The sequence below is a fragment of the Sphingomonas sp. STIS6.2 genome, assembly GCF_000732685.2.
GTDB classification, from domain to species: domain Bacteria; phylum Pseudomonadota; class Alphaproteobacteria; order Sphingomonadales; family Sphingomonadaceae; genus Sphingomonas; species Sphingomonas aerolata.
This window is the reverse complement of sequence record NZ_JPDP02000014.1, coordinates 22,901-36,767: the sequence shown is the minus strand read 5'-3', so window position 1 is coordinate 36,767 and position 13,867 is coordinate 22,901. Positions and strand designations below refer to the sequence as shown.

Genomic DNA, 13,867 nt, shown 5'->3' with positions numbered 1-13,867 from the left:
CGGATCTCGATCGATCCTTGGCGCCACGACCTGCGCCGGCCGCCCGCACCATCGCCGGATCCGCTCCCGTGGCTAGCGCAGCAGCCCCGCAGCGCGGAGCGCACCGTTGATCATGTCGCCGACCTGCGATCGGCCCGGACTGTGACTCCATGGATGCGGACGGGGCGATGCGGGCTTCGGCTTCGCGCGGGTTGCCGCCGCGCGCGCCGATGGGCGCTCGATCAGCCCGAAGAACGCGGCGCTGTGCAACGTCGACGAGATCCCCGCCTCCAGCATGTGCGGACCCGGCTGGCCGAGACCGTCGGCGCCCGTCGTGGCCAGCGGTGTGCCGTGACCCAGCCCGCGGATCCGATACTCCTCGACCGCGGCACGGCCCTGTGCGTCACGCCAGAGGCGATGGGCATGGCCTTCGACCTGTTCGACCTCGTCGGGTGCGTAGGCGAGCCCGTGCACGCCGCGCCACTGTGCGACGATCGCATCGGCATTGGCGGGCACCACGGTCGCATCGACATCGCCGTGCCAGACCGAGACGCGCGGCACGCGTCCGCCGGCCGGCGCCGCGCCGTCGACCAGTGCGGCCAGCGCGGAATCGGCGGGCAGGCCCCGCCCGCGCATCCGGTCGAGCGCCTGCGACATCGAAGTCGCGGTGCCATAGGGAAGACCTGCGATGATCGCCCCGGCAGCGAACAGCTCGGGATAGGTGGCGAGCATCACGCCAGCCATCGCGCCGCCGGCCGACAATCCCGTCACATAGATGCGGTCGGGATCGATCGCGACGTCACGAACCATCGTGGCGATCATCGACCGGATCGACTGCGCCTCACCGCCACCGCGGCGAATGTCCTCGGCGTCGAACCAGTTGAAGCAGAGATTGCCGTTATTCGCGCGCTGCTGCTCGGGATAGAGCACGGCGAACCCGTGCCGGTCGGCAAGATCGGACCAGCCTGCCCCCCGGTCATACCCCGTGGCGGTTTGCGTGCAGCCATGGAGAACGACGATCAGCGGCATCCGCCGGTCGGACGTCGCGTCGGGGACATAGGTCAACGCGCGCAACGCGCCGGGATTCGCGCCGAATGATTCGAGCGGGCGCAGGCGCGAGTCCTCGCCCTCCGGCTGCTCGGCGAAGCGCGCCGCCGCGGCGCGTTGCGCCTGCGCCAGTTGCGCGAGTGTTTCCGAAAGCCTGGCCATCGATCGTCCCGTCATGCGCGCCCGACGCCTTGACGCCCGGCCCCGTGAATGGTGCAGTGCAGCATATCTCGTGCCGCCCCTGCCCGATCACAAGGGTAAATCGCCGCCGGAGCTCAGCCGTGCGCCCGCGCGAAGGCGGCGGCGTCGGCGACCTGCGCGTCGGTCGGGCGGACGCCGGTGTAGAGCACGAACTGCTCGAGCGCCTGAAGGATCGCGACCTCGGTGCCGGTGATGCAGCGTTTCCCCGCCGCTGCTGCGGCGCGCAGGAACGGCGTTTCCGGGGGATATTGCACGACGTCGAACGCAATGGCGCTTGTCGTGATCATCGCCGGCGGAAAGGCGAGCGCATCCGCATCGGTACCGGTCATCCCCATCGGCGTGACGTTGATCAGCAGGTCCGCCTGCTCTTCGGTGTGAAGATCCGCGGCCCATGCGAAGCCATAGAGATCGGCGAGCGCACGCCCGGCGAGTTCGTTGCGCGCGACGATCACGCCGTGGCGAAAGCCCGTGTCGCGCAACGCCGCGGCGACCGCCTTCGCCATCCCGCCCGACCCGCGCAGCACGAACCGCGTTGCCGGGTCGATATCCGCGATCAGCGCGGCGACCGCGGCATAATCCGTGTTGTGCCCGGTCAGCACGCCATCGTCGTTCACGATCGTGTTGACGCTGTCGATCGCCGCAGCCGAGGGCGCGAGTCCATCGAGCAGCGCGATCACCGCCTCCTTGAACGGCATCGAGATCGCGCAGCCGCGGATGTCGAGCGCCCGGATACCGCGTACCGCGCCCTCCAGGTCGCGGGTCGAGAACGCCTTGTAGACATAGTCGAGCCCGGTCAGCGCATAGAGCCGATTATGGAACCGGGTCCCGAAATTGCCCGGTCGCGCGGACAAGGACATGCACAGGCGTGTATCGCGCCCGATCAGCGGACGAGCGGGTTCCGGGGCTGAGGTCTGTTGGGTCATCACCATAAAATAGGACGGCGATCCGCCGGGGTCGAGATACAAGCGCGGCGGAACAAGCGCCGCTACCCGGCGTAGAACCGGCGATGCGCGTCGTAACCCTTGCCGAACCGGACGATTTCGATGGCTGGCGCGATGCAGCGCGCGGCCTGATGGCCGGTGACGTGCCACCCGACGATGTCGTGTGGCAGGTCGGCAGTGCCCCCGCCGACCTGTTCGGGACGGTGCCACCGGATCCTCCTGCAGCATCCGCGCCGCGGGCTGCCTCCGCGACCGTCTCGGTCCCGCGCGCGTTCCTTGATCTTGCCCGCAGCGTCATCCTCGGCAGCGATCCGGAGCGGTTCGCGTTGCTCTACACGCTGCTCCACCGCCTGCGCCGCGAACCCAAGCTGATCGAGGATCGGGCCGATCCTCTCGTGCGACGGCTTGACCGGATTGCGAAGGACGTCCGCCGCGACATCCACAAGATGCGCGCGTTCCTGCGCTTCCGCGAGGTCGAGGAGGAGGGCGAAACCCGGTTCGTCGCCTGGTTCGAACCCGATCACCACATCGTCCGCGCCAACGCCGCCTTCTTCGTCAATCGCTTCGCGAGCATGCGCTGGTCGATCCTGACCCCCGAGGTCGCGATCCACTGGGACGGGACGATGCTCAGCGAAGGGCCAGGCGCCAAGAAAACCGACGCACCCGAGGGCGATCCGACCGAAGAGGTCTGGAAGACCTATTACGCCAGCACCTTCAACCCCGCGCGCGTCAAGATCGGCGCGATGTTGAAGGAAATGCCCCGCAAATATTGGAAGAACATGCCCGAAACCGATCTCGTCCCCGGCATGATCGCCACCGCACAGGCGCGCGAGAGCGGCATGATCGAGCGCGCCCGCGACGTCGTCGGTGGCAACAGCATGATCGCCTGGGAGGCGCTGCGTGACGAGGCCGCGGGCTGTACCCGCTGCCCGCTCTACAAGCCCGCGACCCAGACCGTGTTCGGCGAGGGGCCGATCGACGCGCCGCTGATGTTCGTCGGCGAACAGCCGGGCGACCAGGAGGATCTTGCCGGGCGGCCGTTCGTCGGCCCCGCCGGTCAGATGTTCGACCGCGCGATGGCGGAGGCGGGACTCGACCGCAGCCGCGCCTATGTCACCAACGCGGTCAAGCACTTCAAGTTCGAACAGCGCGGCAAGCGGCGCATCCACGCCAAGCCCGGCGCCGGGGAGATCGAGGCCTGCCGGTGGTGGATCGAGCAAGAGCAGATGCTCGTCGCGCCCAAGGTGACGGTCGCGCTCGGCGCCACCGCAGCGCGATCACTGTTCGGCAAGGTGATGACGATCGGCAAGGAACGCGGCCGCGCGCTGCAGCTTCCCGGCGGCGGCGAGGCATGGATCACCGTCCATCCCAGTTACCTGCTGCGCCTGCCGGACAAGGTTCAGGCCGACGAGGAATATGCGCGATTCGTCGAGGATCTGCGGATGGCCGGCGCGCGGCTGGCCTAGGCGAACCGATTGGCCCTTCCCTTCGCGCGCCGCATCGCGCAAATCCCCGCGCCATGTTCGAAAAGATTCTGGCCGTGCTGGCCACCTTCACGATCTGGGTGATCTCGTCCGGCGGCTATGTCGGAATCGCGATCCTCATGGCGATCGAAAGCGCGTGTATTCCGCTTCCATCCGAGATCATCATGCCGTTCGCCGGCTATCTGGTGTCGACCGGCCGGTTCGACCTGTACCTCGCCGCCACCGCGGGCGCGATCGGGTGCAATCTCGGCTCGATCGTCGCCTATGAGGTCGGCAAGCGTGGCGGTCGACCGATGGCCGAGCGCTGGGGTCGCTATGTCCTGATCGGCCCGGGCGAGCTCGATGCAGCAGACCGGTTCTTCGCGCGCTGGGGCAGCATGGCGGTGCTGATCGGGCGCCTGCTCCCCGTCATCCGCTCGTTCATCGCCTTTCCGGCGGGTGTCGCGCGGATGAAGCTCGTGCCCTTCCACCTCTACACCTTCATCGGCTCCTGGCCGTGGTGCTTCGGGCTTGCATGGGTCGGCATGAAGCTCGGCGACAAATGGGACAGCGACCCGCGCGTGAAGGCCGCCTTCCACAGCGCGGACCTGCTGATCGGCATCGTCCTGATCGCGCTGGTCGGCTTCTATATCTGGCACCGTGTCCGCGGGCTGAAGCGTCACCCGTAACCACGACGCCGGGCAAGCGCGCGCAGGTCTTCGTCACGCGTCGGTGCCAACGCCTGCACACGGCGCTGGTACGCGGCGACGATCTCCGGACCGGCCTGTGCGGGTGAGCCCCTGTCAAACGGTGGCTGGGGATCATATTCGAGCGCCAATTGCACCATGCGTGCATGCGCCTCGCCGCGGATCAGCGCGATCAGCGTCAGCGCAAAGTCGATGCCCGCCGTCACACCGCCGCCGGTGACTCGGTTCCGATCGACCACGGTGCGCGCGTCGACGGGGATCGCACCGAAGAGCGGCAACATGTCACGCTGAGCCCAGTGGCACCCCGCGCGGTACCCGTCGAGCAATCCCGCGGCACCCAGGATCAACGAGCCGGTGCAGACACTGGTGACCCATGTCGCGCCCGCCCCGACGGCCCCCACCCATGCCATCGCTTCGTCGTCGGCGATGACGTCGTTGAGTCCGAAGCCTCCCGGGACGCAAAGGATGTCCGCGTACGGCACCTCGGCAAAGATCGCGGTCGGAAGGATCGAAAACCCGGCGTCGGTTGGCACCGGATCGCGCGTCTTCCAGACGAGATCGACCTGCGCCTCGCCAAGCCGCGACAGGATCTGGGCAGGACCGGTAAGGTCGAGCTGGGTGACGTTGGGAAACAACAGGAAGGCGATACGAAAAGGGTCGCGCATGGCACAAGCTCCGTCTAGAGGGGCTGCCCAGGCGCGCGGCGGAACCGTCCGCGCTTCCCCGTGGTGATCCACTCGGCGCCAGTCACGCGGACGCGCCAACGCTATGCGGTTGTCTTCGACGACGCAACAGCATCGACGGGTTCGCGCGCTGAACGCAAACCGGTCGCGACAGCCTAGGGGAGAATGGGCACCTCGGCTGCGCGCTCCTTGTTTTCGCGGCGCGCTTCGCGAACGCGTTGCCCGAAGCATCCGGTTGCGCCGCCCGGCCCGACGGTCGAACAGCTGCCGATGCTGTTCGCGCCGACACCGGTGCCGAGCGTGCCCTGCGCCTTGGCCGCCCAGCTCTCATTTTCGGGCGTCACGGCGAACTCGCGCAATTCCTTGGGGACGCGATATTGCTCCTGCGCGCTGCGACGCACGCAGATGACGATTTCCTCGCCCTGTGCATTGGTCGGGCAGCGCTCGTTGCCGAACAGCGTGAGCACGCCGTTGACCGGGGCGCTGCGCGACACCTCGCCCGGCGCGGAGGCGGGCTTGGCTGCGGGGGCACCGGGCTTGGCCGGGATTGCCGCACCCGACGTCACCGTCTGCGCCGCCACCGGGCTGGAGACCAGCAAGGCCGCCGCCATCATCATCCTCATACGCACCACTCCCATAATCCGTATCTGTTGGCCGACAGGATCGGCGATCGTCGGTGGCCCTAGGCTGAACGCCGCAACGCCACGCGTTTCAGTCTCAACGGCCGGCGCCGCGGTCAGATCCGTTTTGCGGTCGCGATCGCGACCTTGCACCCCAGCCGGATCAACGCGCTCATCACCGGATAGCCGGGGGTTTCCTCCGCCCCGGCAGCGATCGCGGTCGCCTTGTGCTCGAGCTCCTCGGCTTGGAAATCGAGGATCGCGGCGCTCAGTTCGGGATCGCTGTCGCCCAGCGCGGCGAGTTGCTCGGCATAATGCTTGTCGATCTCGGTCTCGACCGCCGCGGTGCAGGCCATCGCGGCACGCGGGCTGATCGCGGCCGTGACCGCGCCAAGCGCGAAGCCCGCGACCTTCCAGATCGGCTGCAGCACGGTCGGCCGCACACGCCGCTCGACGATCATCCGGTCGAAGAACGCGCGGTGGCGTTCCTCCTGCTGCGCCATGTGATGGATCAGGCGCGACGACGGATGCCGGTCGCCCAGCACCGCGAGCTGCCCTGCATAGATGCGGATCGCGCCATATTCGCCGGCCTGGTCGACGCGGACCATCGCCTCGCTCGGATGCTTGCGATCGCCCGGCTTCCAGCCGGTGCCGCGCGGGACGGTCGGGATCGGGGTCGCGGTGGTCATCGTGTCTTCCTCATCAGCACGAAGATGGTGATCGCGCCGCCCAGGGAAAAGATCGCGTTGAACCCGGCGAGCGAAATCCCCGCCAGCGACCACTGCGCCGAATCACAGCGCACCATCGGCGCGTTCATGATCGCGGCGAGCCGTTCGGCCGGCGTCGTGCCCGCCATCGACACCGTCGTGGTGCAGGCGGTGATGCCGTTCCACCAGTGATATTCGACCCCGGCATGGAACAGCCCGATCGCGCCGCTGATCCCGATCAGCAACGCCGCGACGAGTACCAGCGAGGCGCGCAGCGAGCGCTGCGGCACCACGAACGTCGCCGCCGCGAGCAACACCGCCGAATAATGCGGCCAGCGCTGCCAATGGCACATCTCGCACGGATAGAGCCCGCCAAGATATTGCGACCCGAGCGCCCCCAGCAACAGCAGCAGCGGCAGCACGAGCGCGATCGACCGGGCGATCTCCTCGTTCTTGGTCATCCCCAGCCCGCGGCGTACGCTCACTTGACGGGTGCCTTGGTCGCGGCGGCGACCTGCGCGGCGCCGCCGAGCCGGGCGACCGTCTTCAGCGCATAATAAAGCTGGAAGTCCTCGACCCCCTGCTTCTTCAGCGACTCTGGCGTCGCCGAGAAGCGCGGATCGTCCTTGGTATCTTCCTCGAGCACGGCATTGTCGGCCTTCACCTCGTTGATCAGGTGACGACGCAGGTCGGCCTCGCGGAACACCGGGCGCGCCTTGTGATCGGGATCGCTGATCTGCGGCACGCGAATATCGGGTTCGATCCCGCCCTCCTGCACCGACCGGCCCGACGGCGTGAAGTAGCGCGCGGTCGTCAGGCGCAGCGCGGTCTCGGGGCCGAGCTGGAGCACGGTCTGGACCGATCCCTTGCCGAAGGTGCGCTCGCCCATGATCAGCGCGCGGTGGTGGTCCTGCAGCGCGCCCGCGACGATCTCGGAGGCCGACGCGGTCCCCGAATCGGTCAGCACGACGACCGGCAGGCCATGCGCGTCGTCGCCGGGCTTGGCGTAGTAGCGCTCGATATCCGTCTTCTCGCGGCCGCGCTGCGACACGATCTCACCGTGATCGAGGAACGCGTCGCTGACCGCGATCGCCTGGGTCAGCAGCCCGCCGCCATTCTGGCGCAGATCGACGACATAGCCGAGCGGACGATGCCCCAGCGACTTGTCGATCGCCATGATCGCCGCGCGCGTGTCCGCGCCGGTATTCTCGCTGAAGGTGTTGATGTTGATATAACCGACATCGCCGCGGACTTCCCATTTCACCGGCTTCTGAACGATGATCTCGCGCAGCATCGACACGTCGAGCGGCTTGTCGCGGCCCGGCCGGACGAGCCCCAGCGTGATCTTGCTACCGGGCTTGCCGCGCATCTGCGCGACCGCCTCGTCGAGCGAATCGCCGTAGATCAGCTTGCCGTTGATATGCGTGATGTAATCGCCCGACTTGACGCCCGCGCGCGCCGCAGGAGAATCCTCCTGCGGGGTGACGACCTTGATCGCGCCGTCCTCCATCTGCACCGTCAGGCCGAGGCCGCCATAATTGCCCTCGGTCATGATCCGCAGATTCTCGTAATCCAGCGCATCGACATAGCTCGAATGCGGGTCGAGGCTTGCGAGCATCCCCTGGATCGCGCCCTTGATCAGCGTCTTGTCATCGACCTTGTCGACATATTCCGCCTTCACGCGGTTGAAGACGTCGAGAAACTGGTCGAACTCGCGATACGTGTCGGTATCGACCGCCGCCATCGCCGAGGTGGCCAGCGGCACGAGGGTCAGTGCGCCGAGGATGGCGGTAGCGGTAAGGATCGGACGTGGCATCTAAGGTCCTGAAACCGGGGGAAGGCACAGCGTAGCGGTATAGTGCGCGCGGAGCAAAGCCGCGACGGTCTTCGCGGTCTGGCGAATGGACGCCCGACCGGTTCTTGGTTGATTAGCCGATCAATGCGGCCGCGTCGACGGGTCGCCCGCGCCGCCGAAGCTCGACCGTGATCAGCGGATCCTCGCCCCCCGGCGCGGTGCCGATCCGCGATCCGGCGGCGACGCGGACGCCCGGTTTCACCCCGGTGTCGGCAAGCCCGGTCAACAGCGTCGTCCAGCCATCGCCATGATCGAGGATCACGATCCGGCCATAACCGCGAAACGCACGCGCGTAACGGACGATGCCCGCCGCCGGCGCGACCACGCGCGCGTCCGGCGCGACCGCAAAGGTCAGCCCGCGCGATCGCACGCCCACATCGGACACCGCGTCGAAGCCGGTGACGAGCCGACCGCGTACGGGCAGGCGATAGGCACCGCGGACACGGGCCGCGGGGATGCTGCCGGGGGCAAGCGGGCGCGGCATCGGCCCCGCCAGCGCCGCCAGGTCGAGCGCAGTCGCCTCTGCACTGCCCGACTCGGCGAGGCTGTCGACGAGGTCGCGCGCGCGCTCGCCCAGCGCGATCGCGCGATCGGATTCGCCGATCGCGCCGCGCCCCAGTGCCTGGCTGCGACGGCGATGCGTCGCTTCGAGTTTGGCGAGCGCGACGCGTTGTGCCTCGAGCCGGATCCGTCCGTCACGCAGCGCGCGTGCCGCCTGCGCTGCGCCCGTCTGCAGGCGCCGGGTCCGCCGGAGCGCGGTGCGCACCGCGTCGGCCCGCAGCCGGACCGCAGGCAGGGCGGTACCCAGAACCGCACGCACATGGACGAGATCGTCGACCGATCCGGGCTGCGCGACCGCGACGATCGTCGGCCGCCGCGCGAGCGATTGCAGCGCCGCCAGCAACCGCGCGATCGGCGACTGGACGACGCCCAGGGCCGCGCGCTGTTCGGTGAGCAGCTGTTCGAGGATCGCGAGGCGGATTCGCGCGGCGGCGATATCGGCGCGGGTCGCGTCGATCCTTGCGGCCATCGCGCGCGCCTCGGCCTTGGCGCGCTCGGCAGCGTCGCGCTCCTGCGACGCGGCGGCGGCCAGACGCTCGGCGCGTATCGCCGCGATCCGCGCGCCGCGTCTCGCCTCGATCAGTCGCTGCTGCGGTGTCGCCGCCGCACTCGCGCGCGGGGTGGCGGCAAGACCAAGGGCGACTGCCGCGAACAGCAACAGCACCGCCGATGACAGGCGCGATGACGCGGTGATCCGCACGATCAGCCTTCGCGGTGATACGGGTGGTTGGCCAGGATGCTCGTCGCACGGAAGAGCTGTTCGGCGAGCATCGCCCGGGCCAGCAGATGCGGCCAGGTCGCGCGGCCGAAGGAGACCAGCAGGTCGGCCTCGTCGCGCGCGGCGTCGTCGAACCCGTCGGCCGCACCGATCATGAACCGGGCCTCGCGCACGCCGTCGTCACGCCACCGCTCGAGCACGCGCGCGAACGCCATGGACGACAGCACGTCGCCCTTTTCGTCGAGCAGGATCCGCCGGGTCTGGTCGCCGACCGGGGGAATCCGCCCCCCGGTGTCGGGAAGCTCGGACACCTTGGTCGGCCAGGCGATCCGCTTCAGATAGCGATCAACGAGTTCGGCTTCGGGCGATCGCCCGATCCGGCCGCGGGCGACGATATGCAGCAGCATCGCCCGCGCACCCGGATCAGTCTTGGTCGGACAGGTCGGCGAACGGAGCGGTCGGTGGCGTCGGCGCATCGCCGAACGCCCACATCCGCTCGAGATTGTAGAAGCTGCGAACTTCGGGGCGGAATAGGTGGACGATGATGTCGGTGGCGTCGATCAGGACCCAGTCCGCGGTCGGCAGCCCCTCGATCTTCACCGGACGCTTGAACTCGGCCTTGATACGCTCGGCCAGCTTCTGTGCCATCGAGGCAACCTGGCGGGTCGAACGGCCGCTGGCGATCACCATGTAATCGGCGATGCTCGTCTTGCCCGCGAGCGGGATCGAGATGGTCTCGACCGCCTGGTCGTCGTCGAGCGACGCGAGGATCAGGCGATGCAGCGCCTCAACCTCTTCGGGGTCGGTCGCGCGAGGGGCAGTAGGGGAAGTGGCCAAGTCAGCTCCTGGGTCAGGTTACCGGCCCGGCAACATGCTGGAACCAGTCGGGATTTTCGGCGCGCAGGCCGGTTGCGGAGGTCGGGTCGGGTCGGAAGCGCAACAGCACAAGGGCCGGCAATCTCCACGTCGTCCAGCTCTTCGCATGGTCTGTGCGCCGTCGGAAGCGCCGCAGCCAACCCATCGCGGGGGCCGCGAGGGCGCGCCCGTCATATCCCGGCCGAGCGATTACCGCAATCGGAACCTCGCGGGCGATCGCGCGCCAGTTCTTCCACCGGTGGAAGTCGGCGAGATTGTCCGCGCCCATCAGCCAGATGAAGCGGATCTTCGGATGGCGCCGCCTGAGCTTGCGGATCGTGTCGAGCGTATAGCGGGTGTGCAGCCGGGTCTCGATATCGGTGGCGCGGATCGGGGCGCGCCGCGCCATCCGCCGGGCAGAGGCGAGCCGCGCCGCCAGCGGCGCCATGTCGCGCGCCGCCTCTTTCAGCGGATTGCCCGGCGAGACGAGCCACCACGCCTCGTCGAGCGCGAGCGCCTCGATCGCCGAAAGCGTGATCGCGCGGTGCCCCCGGTGTGCCGGGTTGAACGAACCGCCGAGAATACCGATGCGGGTCATGGCGTCACGCGCGACGCCGATCGGCCCGACACCTCACCCGCGCACCTGCCCCGTGCCGCGTCCGATCCACTTGTAGGTCGTCAGCCCCTCCAGCGCGACCGGGCCGCGCGCGTGGAGCCGACCGGTGGCGATGCCGATCTCCGCACCCAGCCCGAATTCGCCGCCATCGGCAAACTGGGTCGAGGCGTTCCACAGCACGATCGCGCTGTCGACCTGCGCGAGAAACCGCTCGGCGACGTCCGCATCGGCCGCGACGATCGCATCGGTATGGTGCGACCCGTGCCGCGCGATATGCGCGACCGCGCCGTCCAGTCCGTCGACGATCGCGACCGCGGCGATCGCGTCGAGATATTCGGTATCCCAGTCCGCCGCGTCCGCCGCCGCGATTTCGGGCACCAGCGCGATCGCAGCCGCATCGCCCCGCACGACACAGCCTGTATCGGCCAGATGGCGGATCAACGACGCCGCGCCATCATAGCCGCGGTCGATCAGCAGCGTCTCCATCGCGCCGCAAATGCCGGTCCGGCGCATCTTCGCATCGACCACCACCGCCGCCGCCATCGCGGGATCGGCGGATGCATCGACATAGACATGATTGATCCCGTCGAGATGCGCGAGCACCGGCACGCGCGCCTCGGCCTGGACGCGCGCGACCAGGCTCTTGCCGCCGCGCGGGATGATCAGGTCGATCGCGCCGTCCGCCGTGAGCATCGCCCCCACCGCCGCGCGGTCGGTGGTCGGGACCAGCTGCACCGCGTCTGCGGGGACCCCGCCCACGGCGAGGCCCTCGATCAACGCGGCGTGAATCGCGCGATTGCTTGCGACGGCTTCCGATCCGCCGCGCAGGATCGCGGCATTGCCTGCCATCACGCACAACGCGGCAGCGTCAGCGGTCACGTTGGGCCGGCTTTCATAGATGATGCCGATCACGCCGATCGGTACGCGGACCCGGCTGAGGACGAGGCCATTGGGACGCGCGCGCGAATCCATGATCTGGCCGACCGGATCGGCCAGCGCGGCGACCGCGGCGACGCCGTCCGCCATCGCCGCGATCCGCCCGGGATCGAGCCGCAACCGATCGAGCAGCGCCCCCGACAACCCCGCGGCGGCCGCGCGCGCCATATCCTCGCGGTTCGCCGCCTCGATCGTCGCCGCCGCGTCGCGTAGTGCCGCCGCCGCAGACACCAGGCCTGCGGCCTTGCGCGGAGTCGGCAGCGCCGCGAGAACGCCTGATGCGACACGCGCGCGCGCGCCCATGTCGGCGATCAGGGTTTCAGGGTGCGTCTCGGCGTCGGGAAGGTCGGTCATGCCATCCGACTATCACGCCAAACCGACTCGCGCCAACGCCCGGGCTGCGTTACGCTTGCGTTATGAACGGGGACATGGGGGCAACGGCGGACATCGCCACGGGGGCATTGGTCGGACGCGCGTTCGAACCATGTGCTGGCGAATCGACCGCAATCGGCAGGACGCATGCAACGGGCGCGCTCTGTCTCAATTGCGGCACCGCGCTGATCGGCGCGCACTGCCATGCCTGTGGTCAGGCCGCGCATGTCCACCGGTCGCTCGGCGCGATCGGGCATGAGATTGCGCATGGCGTGTTCCATTTCGAGGGCAAGATCTGGCGCACGCTGCCGCTGCTCGTCCTGCATCCCGGCACACTCACCCGGCGCTACGTCAACGGCGAGCGCGCGCGGTTCGTCTCGCCGCTCGCGCTGTTCCTGTTCACCGTCTTCCTGATGTTCGCGACGATCGGTGTGGTCGGTGGCGAGATAACCGAGCAGATCGCCGCCCCCACGACGCGCGACCGCGCCGAACTCGCACGCGGGCTGGACGAGGCCCGTGGCGACCTTGCCCGCATCGAGCGGGACCGCGCGATCGCGGTGCGCACAGGTCAGTCGACCGCCGATCTCGATACGCAGGCACTCGTCCTGCGCGGCAGCATCCGCGCGCTGACGAGCGCAAGCGGCACGGCCAGACGCGACACGGACGACTTCACCTTCACCGACGTGAAGAAGACCGGCTGGCCACTGCTCGACCGCGGCATCGCCAAGGCGAACGCGAATCCCGGGCTGATGATCTACAAGCTCCAGTCGAGCGCGTATAAATATAGCTGGGGGCTGATCCCGCTGTCGGTGCCGTTCATGGCGCTGCTGTTCCTGTGGCGCCGCAAGCACCATCTCTACGACCACGCGATCTTCGTGACCTATTCGCTGGCGTTCATGATGCTGCTGGTGATCGCGCTGATGCTCGGCGGCATGGCGGGGCTGGCAAGCGGGTGGATCGTCATGGCGGCGTTGCTCGTCCCGCCGGCCCACATGTTCGCGCAGCTTCGCGGCGCCTATACGCTCGGCAAGGTTTCTGCGGGCTGGCGTACCATCGCGCTGCTCACCTTCGCGTTCACCGTGCTGATCGCGTTCGTCGTGCTGATCCTGCTGCGCGGTCTGACGGAGTAGACCTGGCCGCCAGCGGTTGCTCGGCTTCGCCTCGATGAGCCCCTCCCCGCGTCCGGCTCACTCGCTCACCGACACGGGTATAAGTTTGCCAGCACGCGCGCATAGCCGTCCTTCAACGGCCGCTTCTGATAACTCGCCGGCAAATCCGACAGGCCGTCGAGCATGTCCATGATTCCCACCGACTCGCCCTCGGGGACGCAGGCGATCGGCGGCTTGCCTGCCGCCGCACGTGCCGCCCCCTCGGCCTTCAACTGCGTCGTCGCGGCCTTCGCCTCCGCCTTCAGTGCCGGGAAGTCGGGCGACATCAATGCCATTGGCCCCTGGTCGCGGAGCGCATTGGCGCGGGCGAGAAACGTCCCCACGGTCATCGCCGCGGACGCGGGCACCGCCATCCCACCCACGAGTATCGCCGCGATCACGGCCTTGGGAAGCACATACGACATGGGCGGCCTTTCCGAAGAAAAGACCGCCCATGG

Annotated in this window: 16 protein-coding genes and 1 riboswitch; of the genes, 3 read left to right on the top strand and 13 right to left on the bottom strand. The window is 68.6% G+C overall.

Going from position 1 to position 13,867, the window contains the following annotated elements:
* Positions 1 to 72: 72 nt before the first annotated feature.
* Together sphst_RS02010 and sphst_RS02005 are read right to left on the bottom strand one after the other, a co-directional pair.
* A complete protein-coding gene (locus sphst_RS02010; protein WP_056408916.1) occupies positions 73 to 1,188 on the bottom strand; it encodes an extracellular catalytic domain type 1 short-chain-length polyhydroxyalkanoate depolymerase in 1,116 nt (371 codons plus the stop codon).
* 113 nt (positions 1,189 to 1,301) lie between these two features.
* The gene (locus sphst_RS02005) at positions 1,302 to 2,150 is read right to left on the bottom strand and encodes a shikimate 5-dehydrogenase (protein ID WP_031395683.1); all 849 of its coding nucleotides are present in this window, start codon (positions 2,148 to 2,150) and stop codon (positions 1,302 to 1,304) included.
* An 83-nt stretch (positions 2,151 to 2,233) separates the two neighbouring features.
* Here sphst_RS02005 and sphst_RS02000 point away from each other — a divergent pair, with 83 nt between their 5' ends.
* Together sphst_RS02000 and sphst_RS01995 are read left to right on the top strand one after the other, a co-directional pair.
* The gene (locus tag sphst_RS02000; RefSeq protein WP_107045073.1) at positions 2,234 to 3,634 is read left to right on the top strand and encodes a UdgX family uracil-DNA binding protein; all 1,401 of its coding nucleotides are present in this window, start codon (positions 2,234 to 2,236) and stop codon (positions 3,632 to 3,634) included.
* 53 nt (positions 3,635 to 3,687) lie between these two features.
* Positions 3,688 to 4,320 carry a DedA family protein gene (locus tag sphst_RS01995; protein ID WP_031395680.1) on the top strand — a complete coding sequence of 211 codons (633 nt, stop codon included), beginning with the start codon at positions 3,688 to 3,690 and terminating at the stop codon, positions 4,318 to 4,320.
* On the opposite strand, the gene sphst_RS01990 is transcribed toward sphst_RS01995, so the two are convergent.
* From sphst_RS01990 to sphst_RS01945, 10 genes are all read right to left on the bottom strand, one after another.
* Entirely contained in the window at positions 4,311 to 5,003 is a 693-nt protein-coding gene (locus tag sphst_RS01990; protein ID WP_031395679.1) for a DJ-1/PfpI family protein, read from the bottom strand. The two genes, sphst_RS01995 and sphst_RS01990, sit on opposite strands and share 10 nt — an antisense overlap.
* 18 nt (positions 5,004 to 5,021) lie before the next feature.
* Positions 5,022 to 5,099, bottom strand: a riboswitch (ZMP/ZTP riboswitch).
* Between the two features lie 77 nt (positions 5,100 to 5,176).
* Positions 5,177 to 5,644, bottom strand: a complete 468-nt coding sequence (locus sphst_RS01985) for a hypothetical protein (protein WP_031395678.1) — start codon at positions 5,642 to 5,644, stop codon at positions 5,177 to 5,179.
* Positions 5,645 to 5,757: 113 nt separating this feature from the next.
* Entirely contained in the window at positions 5,758 to 6,330 is a 573-nt protein-coding gene (locus sphst_RS01980) for a demethoxyubiquinone hydroxylase family protein (RefSeq protein WP_051916568.1), read from the bottom strand.
* A complete protein-coding gene (locus sphst_RS01975; protein ID WP_031395676.1) occupies positions 6,327 to 6,809 on the bottom strand; it encodes a disulfide bond formation protein B in 483 nt (160 codons plus the stop codon). The genes sphst_RS01980 and sphst_RS01975 overlap by 4 nt, the downstream gene beginning before the upstream one ends.
* Positions 6,810 to 6,829: 20 nt before the next feature.
* Complete coding sequence (locus sphst_RS01970; RefSeq protein ID WP_107045072.1) at positions 6,830 to 8,164, bottom strand: S41 family peptidase; 1,335 nt, start codon at positions 8,162 to 8,164, stop codon at positions 6,830 to 6,832.
* Positions 8,165 to 8,276: 112 nt separating this feature from the next.
* Positions 8,277 to 9,464 (bottom strand): murein hydrolase activator EnvC family protein, encoded by a 1,188-nt coding sequence (locus tag sphst_RS01965; RefSeq protein WP_234387260.1) that lies wholly within the window; start codon positions 9,462 to 9,464, stop codon positions 8,277 to 8,279.
* Positions 9,465 to 9,466: 2 nt separating this feature from the next.
* On the bottom strand, positions 9,467 to 9,889 hold the full coding sequence (locus tag sphst_RS01960; protein ID WP_031395979.1) for a 23S rRNA (pseudouridine(1915)-N(3))-methyltransferase RlmH: 423 nt from the start codon (positions 9,887 to 9,889) through the stop codon (positions 9,467 to 9,469).
* A 16-nt stretch (positions 9,890 to 9,905) separates the two neighbouring features.
* The gene (gene rsfS, locus sphst_RS01955) at positions 9,906 to 10,319 is read right to left on the bottom strand and encodes a ribosome silencing factor (RefSeq protein WP_031395980.1); all 414 of its coding nucleotides are present in this window, start codon (positions 10,317 to 10,319) and stop codon (positions 9,906 to 9,908) included.
* A 13-nt stretch (positions 10,320 to 10,332) separates the two neighbouring features.
* Entirely contained in the window at positions 10,333 to 10,935 is a 603-nt protein-coding gene (locus sphst_RS01950) for a nicotinate-nucleotide adenylyltransferase (protein WP_031395981.1), read from the bottom strand.
* A 33-nt stretch (positions 10,936 to 10,968) separates the two neighbouring features.
* Positions 10,969 to 12,243 carry a glutamate-5-semialdehyde dehydrogenase gene (locus tag sphst_RS01945; RefSeq protein ID WP_107045071.1) on the bottom strand — a complete coding sequence of 425 codons (1,275 nt, stop codon included), beginning with the start codon at positions 12,241 to 12,243 and terminating at the stop codon, positions 10,969 to 10,971.
* 74 nt (positions 12,244 to 12,317) lie between these two features.
* On the opposite strand from sphst_RS01945, the gene sphst_RS01940 reads away from it, so the two are divergent.
* A complete protein-coding gene (locus sphst_RS01940) occupies positions 12,318 to 13,391 on the top strand; it encodes a DUF3667 domain-containing protein (RefSeq protein ID WP_234387259.1) in 1,074 nt (357 codons plus the stop codon).
* A gap of 65 nt (positions 13,392 to 13,456) precedes the next feature.
* Here the strand turns inward: sphst_RS01940 and sphst_RS01935 are convergent, their stop codons facing one another.
* Positions 13,457 to 13,834, bottom strand: a complete 378-nt coding sequence (locus sphst_RS01935; RefSeq protein ID WP_234387258.1) for a hypothetical protein — start codon at positions 13,832 to 13,834, stop codon at positions 13,457 to 13,459.
* Positions 13,835 to 13,867 lie beyond the last annotated feature (33 nt).

Coding starts and splice junctions, on each gene's coding strand:
- sphst_RS02010 (WP_056408916.1), bottom strand. CDS start 1,188: ATGGCCAGGCTTTCGGAAACACTCGCGCAACTGGCGCAGGCGCAACGC.
- sphst_RS02005 (WP_031395683.1), bottom strand. CDS start 2,150: ATGACCCAACAGACCTCAGCCCCGGAACCCGCTCGTCCGCTGATCGGG.
- sphst_RS02000 (WP_107045073.1), top strand. CDS start 2,234: ATGCGCGTCGTAACCCTTGCCGAACCGGACGATTTCGATGGCTGGCGC.
- sphst_RS01995 (WP_031395680.1), top strand. CDS start 3,688: ATGTTCGAAAAGATTCTGGCCGTGCTGGCCACCTTCACGATCTGGGTG.
- sphst_RS01990 (WP_031395679.1), bottom strand. CDS start 5,003: ATGCGCGACCCTTTTCGTATCGCCTTCCTGTTGTTTCCCAACGTCACC.
- sphst_RS01985 (WP_031395678.1), bottom strand. CDS start 5,644: ATGAGGATGATGATGGCGGCGGCCTTGCTGGTCTCCAGCCCGGTGGCG.
- sphst_RS01980 (WP_051916568.1), bottom strand. CDS start 6,330: ATGACCACCGCGACCCCGATCCCGACCGTCCCGCGCGGCACCGGCTGG.
- sphst_RS01975 (WP_031395676.1), bottom strand. CDS start 6,809: ATGACCAAGAACGAGGAGATCGCCCGGTCGATCGCGCTCGTGCTGCCG.
- sphst_RS01970 (WP_107045072.1), bottom strand. CDS start 8,164: ATGCCACGTCCGATCCTTACCGCTACCGCCATCCTCGGCGCACTGACC.
- sphst_RS01960 (WP_031395979.1), bottom strand. CDS start 9,889: ATGCTGCTGCATATCGTCGCCCGCGGCCGGATCGGGCGATCGCCCGAA.
- sphst_RS01950 (WP_031395981.1), bottom strand. CDS start 10,935: ATGACCCGCATCGGTATTCTCGGCGGTTCGTTCAACCCGGCACACCGG.
- sphst_RS01945 (WP_107045071.1), bottom strand. CDS start 12,243: ATGACCGACCTTCCCGACGCCGAGACGCACCCTGAAACCCTGATCGCC.
- sphst_RS01940 (WP_234387259.1), top strand. CDS start 12,318: ATGGGGGCAACGGCGGACATCGCCACGGGGGCATTGGTCGGACGCGCG.
- sphst_RS01935 (WP_234387258.1), bottom strand. CDS start 13,834: ATGTCGTATGTGCTTCCCAAGGCCGTGATCGCGGCGATACTCGTGGGT.